The organism is Streptomyces sp. NBRC 110028, assembly GCF_001417735.1.
Classification (GTDB): domain Bacteria; phylum Actinomycetota; class Actinomycetes; order Streptomycetales; family Streptomycetaceae; genus Streptomyces.
Genome location: NZ_BBUZ01000035.1, coordinates 25,805 through 40,198, shown reverse-complemented (window position 1 = coordinate 40,198; position 14,394 = coordinate 25,805). Strand labels below are relative to the sequence as shown.

8 protein-coding genes are annotated in these 14,394 nt (G+C 71.4%); 3 read left to right on the top strand and 5 right to left on the bottom strand.

Annotated features, from left to right (window positions below; all coding sequences use genetic code 11):
* Positions 1-56: 56 nt before the first annotated feature.
* Together ASC60_RS27630 and ASC60_RS27625 are read left to right on the top strand one after the other, a co-directional pair.
* Positions 57-1,394 carry an MFS transporter gene (locus tag ASC60_RS27630; protein ID WP_079038675.1) on the top strand — a complete coding sequence of 446 codons (1,338 nt, stop codon included), beginning with the start codon at positions 57-59 and terminating at the stop codon, positions 1,392-1,394.
* Between the two features lie 41 nt (positions 1,395-1,435).
* Positions 1,436-4,174: a discoidin domain-containing protein gene (locus ASC60_RS27625; RefSeq protein ID WP_055555816.1), complete on the top strand. Its 2,739-nt coding sequence runs from the start codon at positions 1,436-1,438 to the stop codon at positions 4,172-4,174.
* A 66-nt stretch (positions 4,175-4,240) separates the two neighbouring features.
* On the opposite strand, the gene ASC60_RS27620 is transcribed toward ASC60_RS27625, so the two are convergent.
* From ASC60_RS27620 to katG, 4 genes are all read right to left on the bottom strand, one after another.
* Positions 4,241-7,219, bottom strand: coding sequence for an AAA family ATPase (locus tag ASC60_RS27620; RefSeq protein ID WP_234357180.1), 2,979 nt, complete (start codon positions 7,217-7,219; stop codon positions 4,241-4,243).
* Positions 7,220-7,797: 578 nt separating this feature from the next.
* Positions 7,798-8,574: an SDR family NAD(P)-dependent oxidoreductase gene (locus tag ASC60_RS27615; protein ID WP_055555594.1), complete on the bottom strand. Its 777-nt coding sequence runs from the start codon at positions 8,572-8,574 to the stop codon at positions 7,798-7,800.
* Positions 8,575-8,620: 46 nt separating this feature from the next.
* Positions 8,621-9,625 (bottom strand): enoyl-CoA hydratase/isomerase family protein, encoded by a 1,005-nt coding sequence (locus tag ASC60_RS27610; RefSeq protein WP_055555592.1) that lies wholly within the window; start codon positions 9,623-9,625, stop codon positions 8,621-8,623.
* A gap of 260 nt (positions 9,626-9,885) precedes the next feature.
* Positions 9,886-12,114 carry a catalase/peroxidase HPI gene (gene katG, locus ASC60_RS27605; protein ID WP_055555590.1) on the bottom strand — a complete coding sequence of 743 codons (2,229 nt, stop codon included), beginning with the start codon at positions 12,112-12,114 and terminating at the stop codon, positions 9,886-9,888.
* A gap of 248 nt (positions 12,115-12,362) precedes the next feature.
* Between katG and ASC60_RS27600 the strand changes: the two genes are divergently transcribed.
* Complete coding sequence (locus tag ASC60_RS27600) at positions 12,363-12,773, top strand: Fur family transcriptional regulator (RefSeq protein ID WP_055555589.1); 411 nt, start codon at positions 12,363-12,365, stop codon at positions 12,771-12,773.
* A gap of 25 nt (positions 12,774-12,798) precedes the next feature.
* Here ASC60_RS27600 and ASC60_RS27595 read toward each other — a convergent pair whose 3' ends face one another.
* Positions 12,799-14,388, bottom strand: a complete 1,590-nt coding sequence (locus ASC60_RS27595; protein WP_055555587.1) for an ABC transporter substrate-binding protein — start codon at positions 14,386-14,388, stop codon at positions 12,799-12,801.
* Positions 14,389-14,394 lie beyond the last annotated feature (6 nt).

Genomic DNA, 14,394 nt, shown 5'->3' with positions numbered 1-14,394 from the left:
GGCGGAACCGCCGCGCCGGAGGATTTCACCTCGGGCTTGCCCGTTCCCGTGGGAGGATGCACGTGCAAAACCTTGAAAAGATCCCCGAAACACCCCGCAGCGGGCCACGTGCCGGAGCGGGTTCCCTTCACTGGGCCTGGATCGTGGCCGGTGTCTCGTTCCTGGTCCTGATCGGTACGTCCGGCTTCCGTTCCCTGCCTTCGGTGGTCCTGACCCCGCTCCACGAGGAGATGGGCTGGTCCTACGGCACGATCTCCTTCGCGATCTCGCTGAACCTGGTGATCGTCGGCCTGGCGGCGCCGTACGCGGCGGCGCTGATGGAACGGCTCAGCATCCGCAGTGTGCTCTCCGGCGCGCTGGTGCTGATCGCACTCGGCACCGGGCTGCCCGCGTGGATGACGGCGCCGTGGCAGCTGGTGCTGCTGTGGGGCGTGCTGGTGGGAGCCGGCTGCGGCGCGATCTCCCTGGCCTTCGTCGCCACCCTCACCGAGCGGTGGTTCGTCAAGCGCCGCGGCATCGTCTCCGGGGTTCTCACCGCCGGAAGCACCGCGGGCCAGCTGGTCTTCCTGCCGCTGCTGGGACGGCTGAGCGACAACTCGAGCTGGCGCACGGCGTCGATCGTGGTGGCGCTCGGCTCCTTGGTCGCGGTGCCCTTCGTCATCTTCCTGCTCCGCGACCACCCGCGGGAGATGGGCCTGACCGCGTACGGAGCCGAGGAGGCGGCAGAGGGCGAACCGGGCGCGGAGCCGACGGCACCGGAGGCGGCGCCCGCGGCCACGAGCGCGTTCGGGGTGCTGCGGAAGGCGGCCCGGACACAGGATTTCTGGCTGCTGGCCGGCACCTTCGGTATCTGCGGTGTCACGACGTCCGGCTTCATACAGACCGACTTCATCCCGGCCGCGCACGACCACGGGATGACGACGACGGCCGCCGCCGGGCTGCTCGGCATCGCCGGGGTCTTCGACATCGTCGGGACCACCTTCTCCGGCTGGCTGACGGACCGGTACGACTCGCGTTACCTGCTCCTGGTGTACTACACCCTGCGAGGGTTGTCCCTGCTGATGCTGCCGTGGCTGTTCGCCGACACGGTGACGCCCGGCATGCTGGTCTTCACCATCTTCTACGGCATGGACTGGATCGCCACCGTGCCGCCGACCATCCGGCTGTGCCAGGAGTCCTTCGGCTCGTCGGCCGGTGTGGTCTTCGGCTGGCTGTGGACCGCGCACCAGCTCGGCGGGGCGCTCGCGACCGCCGTGGGCGGGGTGATCCGTGACAACTTCGGCAGCTACACGATCGTCTGGTTCACGGGTGCCACGGTGTGCCTGGCCGCGGGGGCGATGTCCCTGGCGATCCGTCCGTCCAACCCCCTCTCGCGCGAGGGGGTCCGGCTGTGACGGCCGGGCCCGAAGCCTTCGACCCGGCGGCCCGCGCGCGGATGCCCCGCTGGCTGCGGATCGGCTGGATCCTCCTGGTCGCCCTGGCCCTGCCCGTCGCCTCGGCCTCCGCACTGCCCACCCGGGCCCCGGAGCCGTCGGCGCCTTCCGCCGCATCGTGCTCCGGGGAGCGTCCGGAGGACGGCTGGGCGCCGTCATCGACCGCCATCGACGCGCAGGACAGCTACCACGCCTTCGTGGGCAACGGCTACCTCGGGCAGCGCATCCCTCCCAACGGCACCGGGTACTGGGCCGGCGAGCAGCGAACCGGCTGGCCCCTGTACACGCCGCGTTACGACGGCTCGTACGTCTCGGGCCTGTACGCCCACAACCCGTCGACCACCGACGACCGGCAGGTCATCGCCGCCCTCCCCACCTGGACCGGGCTGACCGTCGGTGTCGGCGCCGAAGCCTTCACCTCGGCGACTCCGGCCGACCGGATCTCCCACTACCGGCAGACCGTTCTCCTGCGGTGCGGCCTGGTCCGCACCTCGCTGACCTGGACCACGGCCGACGGACGCGCCACCGACCTGGTCTACGAGGTGTTCGCCGCCCGCGACCGGGAGCATACGGCCGCGGTACGGGTGCGGATGACCCCGCATTGGAGCGGTGACGCCACCGTCACCGACCTCATCGACGGCCGCGGCGCCCGGATGCTCTCGGCGACCGGTGGCGGGCGCGAGCCCGGCCGCACCATGACCGTCGGATTCCGCTCCGAGGGCACCGGGACCCGCGGCGCCATCGCCTCCACCCTCACCACAGGACCCGGCGTACACCCGCGCGACACCCGCCCGGCCGAGACCGGCCGAAGTCTGACGAACCGGCAATCCGTCGGCTTCCCGGTCCGCGGCGCGCACACGTACACGCTCACCAAGTACGTCGGCGTGGACACCGCCTTGACCGCCGACACCCCGCTCCGGGCGGCGGTGGCCGCCTCCCGGCAGGCCGCGGAGCGGGGCTGGCCGGCCCTGTTCGCCACCCACACGGCGGCCTGGGCCGCGCTGTGGCGCAGCGACATCGCGGTCGCCGGGCAGCCCGACCTCCAGGCATGGATCCGCTCCTCGGAGTACGGGATGCTGTCCAACGTCCGCGCCGGCTCCCGCAACAGCATCGCGCCGACCGGGCTGACCAGCGACAACTACGCGGGCCAGGTGTTCTGGGACGCCGACACCTGGATGTTCCCCGCGCTGCTCGCGAACCAGCCGCGGCTGGCCAGATCCATCGTGGACTACCGCTACCGCACCCGCACGGCGGCCCGCGCCAATGCCGAGCGGATCGGCTATCCCGGTCTGTTCTACTCGTGGACCAGTGGTGGCCAGGGCGACCTGGAAGAGTGCCACAGCTGGGGCCCGCCGCCGCACTGCCTCATGCAGATCCACCTCCAGAGCGATATCGCCATGGCCGTCTGGCAGTACTACCAGGCGACCGGCGACCGCGACTGGCTGCGGACACGCGGGTGGCCGGTACTGAAGGGCATCGCCGAGTTCTGGACCGGACGGGTCACCGGAAACGCCGACGGCAGCTACTCGATCGAGAACGTGGCCGGCCCCGACGAGTACAGCAACGGCGTCACCGACGGGGCCTTCACCAACGCCGGCGCGGCCACGGCGCTGCGCGACGCGACCCGTGCGGCGCGGGTGCTCGGACAGGACCCGCCCGCCGACTGGACGCGGATCGCCGACCGGCTGCGCATTCCGTACGACAGCGAGCGGCAGGTCTTCGAGCAGTACGCCGGCTATGACGGCTCGAAGATCAAGCAGGCGGACACCGCCATGCTGATGTACCCGCTGCGGTGGCCCATGACCCGCGAGCAGGCGGCTCGCACCCTGGACTACTACGCCGTACGCACCGACCCGGAAGGCCCCGCGATGACGGACGCGATCCACGCGATCGACGCCGCGGCCATCGGCGAGCCGGGATGCTCGACGTACACCTACGTGATGCGCTCGATCGAGCCGTTCGTCCGCGGGCCCTTCCACCAGTTCTCCGAGGCGCGCGGCGCCAAGGCAGGAGCGGACGACCCACTGGCGGGCGCGCCCGCGCACAACTTCCTCACCGGGGCGGGTGGCTTCCTCCAGACGTTCACCTACGGCCTGGCCGGACTGCGGTGGGAGGACGACCGGGTGCGACTGGACCCGGTGCTCCCCCCGCAGATGAAGGAGGGGGTGCGGCTGAAGGGGCTGCACTGGCGGGGCCGCACGTTCGACGTCGCCATCGGTCCCCACCGCACGACCGTCCGGCTGACCGGTGGCACACCGTTCGAGGTCGAGACCGCCGAGGGCACCCGGACGGTCGCCACGGTCGCCCCGGCCGTACTGGAGACCCGGCGCCCGGACCTCGAGGCCACGGCCAACGCCGCCCGGTGCGCGACGGCGACGGCCACCTCCGGACAGCCGGGCATGGACGCCCGGGCGGCGGTGGACGGCAGCGCCGCCACGGCCTGGGCCCCGGCCGAGGCGGACGGCAGCCTCACCGTCGACCTGGGACGCGCACGCCGGGTGACCCGCATCTCGCCGGAATGGACCTCCACCGCGCCCGAGTCGTCCACCATGCAGGTTTCGGCCGACGGCCGGCATTGGCGCCCGGCGGAGAACTCCGCCTCCTCCGGCGTGCTCCGGCACCCCGCGCTCGTCCGCTACGTACGGCTCACGCTCCAGGCGGCCGACCGTGGTGACCCTCCCGGTCTCGCGGAGCTGACGGTGAGCCAGGCATCCGCGGACCGGCCGCCCGGCGGCCGGTGACGGACGCCCGGAACCCGGGCCCTGGCCGTACCCCGCGGCCGGGGCCCGGGTTCCGGGCGGCGGCGGTCAGGGCACGGGCAGCGCCCGGTCCTGCCGGACCGGGGTGGCCGACTGGGCCAGCGCGAAGGCCAGTTCCGGCCTGCCGGAGATCTCCAGCTTGCGATAGGCACTGGTCAGATGGATCTCGACGGTGCGCCGGGTGACGAAGAGGGCCTCGGAGATCTCGCGGTTGCTGCGGCCCTGGGCGGCCAGCTCCGCCACCCGGCGCTCGCTGGGGGTGAGCCGCCGCGCATCCGATGCCTTGGCCGCCCGAAGTCTGCCTCCGACCAGCGGCAGAGCGCCGCGGACGCGGTCGGCCAGGCAGCTCGCGGAGCACTCCTCCGCCACCACCAGTGCCCGTTGCAGGGAGGATCGCGCCGTGTCCCGTCGGGCGAGGCGCTGGCAGGCGGCACCGAACTCGTTCAGCGTGTAGGCGAGTTCCACCCGCGCCGGTGAGTGCTCCAGCATGTCGACGGCCTGGGACAGGAGTTCAAGTCCCCGCTTGCCGCCGGTGACCGTGCCCAGCGTGCGGAGGCTGACGCCGATCGCCTTGTGGGTGCCCCATCTGCGCGACAGTTCCAGGTCGCGCTCGGCCATGTCGATCGCCGAGGCCCGGTCGCCGGTGGCGGCATACGCCAGGGCGGCGTAGGAGCGCCACCGGGCGATCGCCGGAGTGATCACAGGTCCGGCCTCCTGGTACCGGCCGCACTCCAGCAAGGATGCCAGGGCGGCACCCGCATCACCTTGCTCCAGCCGCAGCCGCCCGTGGGCGAGCAGATAGGCGGACCTGGCCCAGGCATCGCTGACGAGGCTGTCGGTCGGGTGCGTCTGCAGGATGTCGTGCGCGATATCGGTGGCCCCCAGGTCCAGCAGCAGGTTGGCCACGACCGCGAACGACGGCAGGGCGGGACGTTCCGGGGTTGCCCGCCCGACCACGTCGAGCAGGTCACGCGCGTGGCCGAGCCCCTCCCGCACACGGCCGGAGTGCCAGGCCACCGTGCCCAGCCCGAAGCTCGCCAGGGCGGACAGGCGCCCCGAGCCACGCCGTGCGGCGTGGTCGGCCATCCGCTGGAGCCAGCCGGCCGCCATTTCCGGATGGTCGGTGGCGACGAGGGCGAGGAGGAGGGGCGGGTAGAACCACAGCATGGCCCCGTCGAGCTCCATCCCACCCCGCAGGGCGCGGCCCGCCAGGGAACGGGCGTGCTCGGCGGTGCCGTGACCCGCCTGGGCGTGCAGGGCGCGCACCGCCAGCCAAGCCCGCTCGCCGGGGGTGTCGCCGCGCAGGTGACGACTCGACCGCGCCTCCACCAGCTCCGTGCCGATCGACGCCGAGGAGCCGTCCTGCCACGCGGCCAGGACCCATTGCGCCTCCAGCCGCAACCGCCACTCGCCGTGCTCGGGCGACTCCCCGAGCTCGGCCAGTCCCTGCCGCAGCGCCGTCACCGCCTCATGGGTGCGCCGGGTGGCGCACAACGCCGCGGCCAGCCCGCTGACCGCGGCGGCCCGCCCGCGGGTGTCCTGGCGCAGCAGCAGTTCCTGCTGGAAGTGGTAGGCGGAAGCCGTGGGATTGTCCAGCAACTCGATCGTCGCGAGTTCCGCCCGGAGGCACACCTCCACCTGCGGGGCCGGGGCCTCCGTCAGGGCTTGCCGCAGGTAGCGGGCCGAGAGGGCCGGGGCGCCGCGGGCCGCGGCCCTCCGCGCCGCGTCTCGCAGCACCGCGATGCGCCACTCGTCTCCGGTGGGCTGGGTCAGCATCAGGTGGCGGGCGACCTTCTCACTGCATTCGCCGTGGTCGCGCAGCAGCCGGGCGGCGCGCATGTGCTCCTCGGCCAGCTTCCCCGGAGCCATGGCACGGAAGAGGGCGGACCGTATCAGCGGCTGGGTGAACCGCGGATGCTCCTCCTCGGTCAGGACTCCCATGCAGCGCATCTCCCGCACCGCCTCCTGTGCGCGGAAGGGATCGAGACCGGCCAGCGCGGCCACGACGGGAAGCTGGGTACCGTCACCGAGTACCGCCAGCGCCCGGCTCATCGCCATGACCGCTTTGGACTGCCGGGCCAGGCGTATGGCGATGGTCTTTTCCAGTACGTGTCCGTTGAGTTCGGCCACGCGGCCGGCCTGAGCCGCGCACGGTCGCACCCCGTTCTTCACCAGGACCCGCAGCAACTCGTTGAGCAGCAGGGGATTACCCCCGCACGCCTCGTGGCACGCCGCGCAGAACTGCTCGTCGGCGCGTCCGCCCATCCGGTCCTGGACGAGCCGGCGCACGCTCCCGGGGCTGAGCGGGGACAGTTCCAGGGTGATGACGCCCGGCTGGAGGGCGAGTTCGTCCAGCAGCGGCGCGGTTTCCTGTCCGCTACCGCACCGCCGGGTCGTCACCAGCATCAGCGGAAGGCCGTCGATGCGGCCCGCCAGCCGGCGCATCCAGTGGAGCGACGCCTGATCGGCCCAGGTGGCATCATCCAGGACCAGGGCCAATGGGCCCATCTCGCAGGCGTTGACGACCAGCTCGTACAGGCTCTCGCCGATCACCTCGGCCTGGTCCCCGCACGCCCGGCCGCCCTCACCGGGCAGGGTGGACAGGGCGGACAGGGTCCGGGCCGCCGGGCTCTCCTGCAGGGCACGCCGGTCCGATTCGCAGAGCGCGGCAAGAAGGGAGTCGAACAACTGCCGTGCCGCCGACCACGGCCGGGCTTCTTGCGACTCGCTGCCGCACACGCGAGCCACCAGCAGACCACGGTCGCGCGCACCGGCGATCCAGGCGTTCAGCAGCGAGGTCTTGCCGATGCCTCCCGCACCCTCGATGCATACCACCGAACTGACACGGTCGGGTAAACGCTCGGCGAGTCGTCCTAAGACGGCGAGTTCTTCCCGCCGGTCGAGAAGCTCGTACTGAAGAGCCGGGCAAGACTTCTCCGCTGGAACGGTGTTCGTGAGGGGAGTGAGCAAGAGAAGATCCTTTCTTGAAAGTCTAGTGTGGTCACTAGTATTTCGATGTATGACCATGCAGAATTCGGCCGAGTCTGCGCGACAGGGCATGGATGATGGCTACACGCCGCACGGGGTTGAAAGCGATGCGCCGCTGTAACAACTACGTGAACATCTACCGTTCAGCGCCACCGCAATTCTTGGAAGGGCGGTTCGGCCGGGAGTGCAGCGCTTCGGGCGTACACCTTGCCGTCAGCGCCGCATTCGTCGAATGGCCTGGCCAGGGTGGTCGTTGTAGCCGGGGGTGAGTCAGCATCGGTCAAATGCACCTCCCCTGATTTGTCCAACATAATGAGGGGTCTATGGGGAATCAAGAAGGCCTTTGGCGGGCAGGCGCTCGCCGCGGTGCCGGGCCTGGTCGGCATTCGCCGAAGGAGCGGCCGCCCTTCCTGTCGTGCCTTCCTGTGGAGGGCTCGCGCCGAAACCCCGTCCGCGCAGGTCAATAGACACAGCTTGCGCAGCCGGAGATTCCCCCGAACTGAGCCGCGCCGGAATTCGGCAGGCGCGGTGTGGCATATCTCACCGTGAAGCCCGGTGCGCGGCCGCCCGCTCGCAGATGGCCCGGATCGCCCTCGGTCCTCGTGCGTCCGCCTCTTTCACAGCCGCAGATGCGACGCCCCGTTGAGGTCCAGGACCGTCCCCGACGCCCAGGTGGCCTCCGCCGACGCCAGATACACCACCGCGGCCGCCACCTCCTCCGGCGTGCCGACCCTGCCGAACGGGCTCTGCTCCCGCAGCGCGTCCCCCGACTCCCCGGCCAGCCGTCCCGCCACCCGCTCGGTGGCGGTGAAACCGGGCGCCACGGACGTGACCGCGATGCCGTGCGGGGCCAGCGCGACCGCCAGCGACTGGCCGAGCGCGTGCAGCGCCGCCTTGCTCGCCCCGTAGGCCGGATGGTCCGGCTCGCCACGGAACGCGCCGCGCGAGCCGATGTGCACGATCCGGCCGGGCGCACCACGGTCGATGAGGTGCCGCGCCACGCAGTAGCTCAGGTGTGCCGCGCCGAGCAGATTCACCTCGACCATCTGCCGCCAGACCCGCTGCCACTCCGCGTACGACACCTCGGCCACCCGGTGCGCGTTGTCCTCCGAGGTGGCCACGGCGGCGTTGTTGACCAGCACGTCGACGCCGCCCAGCGCCTCCTCGGCGGTGTCGGCGATCCGCTGCGCCGCGGCCGGATCACCGAGATCGCCACCGATGACCACATGTCCCTCGCCCGGCAGCGCCGCCCGGGTCTCCTCGGCGTCCGCCCTCCGCGCCCCGTAGTGCACGGCCACCCGGTCGCCCCGCTCCGCGAACGCCCGCGCGACCGCCCGCCCGATGCCCCGGGACGCCCCGGTGACCAGGACACCCCTGCCCGAAGGACCCGGCACGGCACATCACTTCCTCTGCGGTGGTAGGTACGAAGGTGCGATCGGGCTAGCCACCGAGCAGTGCGGCGATCCGCTCCTGGGGGACCGCCTCGCCGGACGCGAACGACCAGCGCGGGTCCCCGGTCTTGTCCACCAGCTTCGCGCGGACGCCTTCGGCGAAGTCCGGCTCGCGGACGAGCCGGGCCGCCACCTCCAGGTCCCGTCGCAGGCACGGGGCGAGGCTGTCGCGCTCGCCCAGGCGCAGCATCTCGTCGGTCAGCCGGAGGCTCAGCGGCGACGCGGCCGCGAGCGAGCCGAGCGTCGTCTCCGCCCAGGCCGAACCGTCCGCCCGGAGCCGGTCGACCACCTCGGACAGGGCGCCGGGCGCGAACGCCGCGGCGACGCGGCCGCCGATGTCGTCCAGGTCGGACGGCGGTGGGATACGGGCGTACTTGGCGAGCGCGTCGTCCAGTTCGGCCGTGTCCAGAGCGGCGGTGAACTCGGGCAGCTCCGCGGAGGGTATGAAGTGGGTCGCCAGCCCGGCCTTGACCGCGTCGGCCCCGCTCAGCCGCGCGCCGGTCAGCCCGAGGTAGCGGCCGAGCGCACCGCGGAGCCGGGGCAGGAAGAAGCAGGCGCCGACATCGGGGAAGAAGCCGATGAGGGTTTCCGGCATCGCGAACACCGATCGCTCGGTGGCCACACGCACCGCGCCGTGCACGGAGATGCCGAGGCCACCGCCCATGGCGACCCCGTCGATCAGCGCCACATACGGCTTGGGATACTCGGCGATCTCCTGGTTCAGGGCGTACTCCTCGCCGAAGAACCGCGTCGTGGCGGCGAAGTCGCCACGCAGCGCCGCCTCCCGGATCGCCCGGATGTCTCCTCCCGCGCAGAACGCCCGCGGCGTGCCGCTGCGGACGACGACCGCGCGGACACCGGGGTCACCGCGCCACCGGTCCAGCGCGCCGCGCATGGCGAGCACGGTGTCGGTGTCGAGCGCGTTGAGCGCGGACGGGCGGTCGAGCACCAGATGCGCCACTCCCTCGCGCACCGAGGTTTCGACAGTCGTCATGAGTGCCTCTCACAAGTCGGTCGGCAGGGTCCCTGACCAGCGTGAGCATCGTGCCCGGACCGGTCCGGAGCCCTCACGGTAGACATGGCGGCCACCGCGCAGGACGCCGGCCCCCGCCACCGGGCCGGTGCGGCCGAATCCGCCGATGACGTTCTGGTCCTCGGGTCCGCGCGGACGAAGCGGGCCCCGGTGTCCGCGGCCGGAAAGACGTCCAGGCCGGCCCATCGGGCCGGCCTGGACGCTATGGGGCAGGAGACGGATCAGGCGAGGTCGAACCGGTCGAGGTTCATCACCTTGGTCCACGCGGCGACGAAGTCGTTCACGAACTTCTTCTTCGCGTCATCGCTCGCGTAGACCTCCGCGAGCGCGCGCAGCTCGGAGTTCGACCCGAAGACCAGGTCGGCACGGGTGCCGGTCCACTTGACCTCACCCGTGGCGGCGTCGCGGCCCTCGAACGTGTCCTGGGCCTCGGACGTCGACTTCCACTGCGTGCCCATGTCGAGCAGGTTGACGAAGAAGTCGTTGGTCAGGGTGCCCGGGGTGTCGGTGAAGACGCCGTGCGCGGACTGGGCGTGGTTGGCGCCCAGGACGCGGAGGCCACCGACGAGGACCGTCAGCTCCGGGGCGCTCAGGGTCAGCAGGTTCGCCCGGTCGATCAGCAGGTACTCGGCCGGCAGCCGGTTGCCCTTCCCGACGTAGTTGCGGAACCCGTCGGCCTTCGGCTCCAGCGCGGCGAACGACTCGGCGTCGGTGTGCTCCTCGGTCGCGTCGACACGGCCCGGGGTGAAGGGCACCTCGATGTCGTGACCGGCGTCCTTGGCCGCCTTCTCCACGGCCGCCGAACCGCCGAGCACGATCAGGTCGGCCAGGGAGACCTTCTTGGCACCGGAGTTGAACTCCCGCTGGACGCTTTCGAGGGTGCGCAGCACCGTCGCCAGCTCGTCGGGGTTGTTGACCTCCCACCCGCGCTGCGGCTCCAGGCGGATGCGCGCGCCGTTGGCGCCGCCGCGCTTGTCGCTGCCGCGGAAGGTCGAGGCCGACGCCCACGCGGTGCTGACGAGCTGCGAGACGCTCAGGCCCGAGTCGAGCAGCTTGGCCTTGAGCGCCGCGATGTCCGCGGCGTCGATGACCTCGCCCTCGGCCTCCGGCAGCGGGTCCTGCCACAGCAGGGTCTCCTGCGGGACCTCAGGGCCGAGGAGGAGCGACTTGGGGCCCATGTCGCGGTGGGTCAGCTTGTACCAGGCCCGGGCGAAGGCGTCCGCGAACTCCTCGGGGTGCTCGTGGAAGCGGCGGGAGATCGGCTCGTAGATCGGGTCGAAGCGCAGCGCCAGGTCCGTGGTGAGCATGTTCGGCGCGATCTTCTTCGACGCGTCGTGGGCGTGCGGCGCCGTGCCCTCGCCCGCGCCGTCCTTCGGCCGCCACTGGTTGGCGCCGGCCGGGCTCTTGGTCAGCTCCCACTCGTAGCCGAAGAGGACCTCGAAGAAGTTGTTGTCCCACTGGGTGGGCGTGGTGGTCCAGGTGACCTCCAGGCCGGAGGTGATGGCGTCCGCGCCCTTGCCGGTGCCGAAGGTGCTCCTCCAGCCCAGGCCCTGCTCCTCGAAGGTGGCGGCCTCGGGGTCGGCGCCGACGCTGTCCGCCGGACCCGCGCCGTGGGTCTTGCCGAAGGTGTGACCGCCCGCGATCAGGGCGACGGTCTCCTCGTCGTTCATCGCCATCCGGCGGAACGTCTCGCGGATGTCCCGGGCCGCGGCGAGCGGGTCGGGGTTGCCGTTGGGGCCCTCCGGGTTGACGTAGATCAGGCCCATCTGCACCGCGCCGAGGGGGTCCTCCAGCTCCCGGTCACCGGTGTAGCGCTCGTCGCCGAGCCAGGTGGTCTCGGGGCCCCAGTACACGTCCTCGTCGGGCTCCCAGACGTCCGCGCGGCCGCCGCCGAAGCCGAAAGTCTCGAAGCCCATGGACTCCAGGGCCACATTGCCGGTGAGGATCATGAGGTCGGCCCACGACAGGCTCTGGCCGTACTTCTTCTTGACCGGCCACAGCAGACGGCGGGCCTTGTCGAGGTTGCCGTTGTCCGGCCAGCTGTTGAGCGGCGCGAAGCGCTGCTGCCCGGTGCCGCCACCGCCTCGGCCGTCGCTGATCCGGTAGGTGCCCGCGCTGTGCCAGGCCATCCGGATCATGAACGGGCCGTAGTGGCCGAAGTCGGCCGGCCACCAGTCCTGCGAGGTGGTCAGCACCTCCGCGATGTCCCGCTTCACGGCCGCCAGGTCGAGGCTCTTGAACGCCTCGGCGTAGTCGAAGTCCTCGCCGAGGGGGTCGGCCACGGCAGGGTTCTTGGCCAGGATCTTCAGATTGAGCCGCTCCGGCCACCACTGGCGGTTTCCACCGCCCTGCGTCGGATGCGGGGCACGCCCGTGCGCGACCGGGCAGCCACCTTCGCCCTCACCCTCCGTCTTGGAGTCTGTGACGATTGCTTCATGGTTCTCAGACATGGGAATCCTTCCAAACCAGGCGGATCAGGTGCCCGGAACTGCGGGCGGTGGAACAGTCGGGGCGCGGGCCCCACGTCTCCGTCTCCTGCCGAAAATGGAGGCTTCCTGTCCCTTGGCTATCGCCGGAACCGATCCTACGATGGACAGAATCTAAGTCAATAAGCCCGCCAAACCCAGATCCCATCGGAGTCCCGGACGCTCATGGGTAAAATCGGGGCATCCCACCGAACGTGAATAGGTGAGCCTGTATGAGTGACCTGCTGCGGCGACTGCGAGGACGTGGCTGGCGGATGACCTCCCAGCGGCGTGTCGTCGCGGAGGTCCTGGACGGGGACCATGTGCATCTCACCGCCGACGAGGTGCACGCCCGCGCGGCGGAGCGGCTGCCCGAGATCTCCCGGGCGACCGTCTACAACACCCTGGGCGAGCTGGTCTCCCTCCGCGAGGTCACCGAGGTCTCCACCGACGGCCGCGCCAAGCGGTACGACCCGAACGCGCACCATCCCCATCAGCACCTGGTGTGCTCCAGCTGCGGCACCATCCGCGACGTCCACCCCACCGGCGACCCCCTGGCCGCCCTCCCGGCGGAGGAGCGGTTCGGCTTCACGGTGTCCGAGGCCGAGGTCACCTACCGAGGCCTGTGCCCGTCCTGCGCCTAGGGCGCGTGCGCCGCGTCCCGCGCGGTCAGGAGGGGCAGGCGTTCCCGGGGCCGTCGCGGTAGGTGCGGTACAGGGTGCGGGGGCGCTCCTCGTCGGTGCGGGCGGGGGCCGGGTACTCGACGACGGGGACCGGCTTGCAGACGGCCCACTGGTCGTTCTTGCCCGGGCCCTCGAAGCCGTAGGTGCCTCCCGCGCCGATCAGGCAGGAATCGCAGGAGTCGCCGGAGATGCTCGGGATGATGAGGGTGTTGTAGACGTCGTCCTTCGTGGGGATGCTCGGGGACTTCGGGGCCCGCCGGCCGCCCTCGTTGATTTCGGTGTAGGTGCGGTCCACGGCGTTGGCGAGCAGGGTGAAGGCGTCGTGGTACATGACGGCGTAGCCGTCGTTGAGCTGTTCGGTGTCGAGCTTGTGCGGCTTCTTCAGCTCGTCGAAGCGGTCGAGGAAGCGGCCGAGTGCCTTGCCCGGCTTGTGCTTTCCGCTCCACCAGGCGGGGTCGACGCAGGACGCGTCCACGATCGTCGCCCGGGCGTCGTCCAGCCGCCGCGTGGGCGCGTCGGCGGTGAGGGTGGGTTCCAGGCCGATGCCCACCTTGAGGATGCGCAGCTTCGCGGTGCGGCCGCAGTCGCCCTCCTGGGCCAGGCGTTCGACGAACGCGGGCAGGTCCTGGTCGCGGCCCGCGAAGAAGACGGTGTCGGACTTCTCGTTGCAGATTTTCTGCACGGCGTCGGTGAACCGCTGGGGGATGCCCTTGTCGGTTCCGGAGGTGCCGGTGAAGTTCGAGTTGTGGTGCGCCAGGCCGTACGCGTCGCCGAAGTGCCGTTCGAAGACGCTGCGCAGGTCCTGCGAGTAGACGTCCTCGGCGCGGTTGTCCCAGACCAGGAAGCCCCGGTGCTTGCCCGGCTTCTCGGCCAGGTAGCGGCCCAGGGCGCGGGCGAACTGGTCGTTGTTGGCCGAGGTCTTGAAGAAGTACGGCGCGTTCATGGTGGCCGCGGTGATGACGGGGCCGACCGTGGGGATGCTGTGCTTGCTGAGTGCGGCGATCGCCCTGCGCGTGTCCGGCGTACTGCTGGGGATGCCGGTCACGCCGACCAGTGGCGCGCGGGTGTCCTTGGACAGTTCGGCCAGGCGCGCGACGACGGGCTCCCACTGGTCGAGGTTGCGGCCGTCGGGGGCGAGGAGCAGCTGGTAGTGCGGGCCGCCGAAGCGGTTGGCCTGCCGCTGCGCGGCGAGGGCACCGGCGAGCCCGCGGCGGATCATGTCCGTGGTCATGGCGCTGTGCTCGTCCGCGGTGAAGGGCATCATCAGCGCGATGCGCACATACGGGATCCTGGGCCCGCTCGACGGGGACTCCGCGTCCCGCCGCACCCGGGCGTTCTCGTCCGCGACCGCCTGGACCAGGGATGTGAGGCCCGGATCCGTCTCGAAGGCGGATCCGGTGACGCCTATGCAGTCCCCGTCGATGTCCCGCAGGTCGTCACCGCATCTGCCGGGGCCCCGGGCCATGCCGACGATGACGGTGATCGCGACGGCGGCCAGGGCACCGAGTCCGAAGACGGCCAGCCACTCGACCGGGCCCCACTCGCGGGGATGACGACGGAACAGACGCTGCAGCATGCTTCC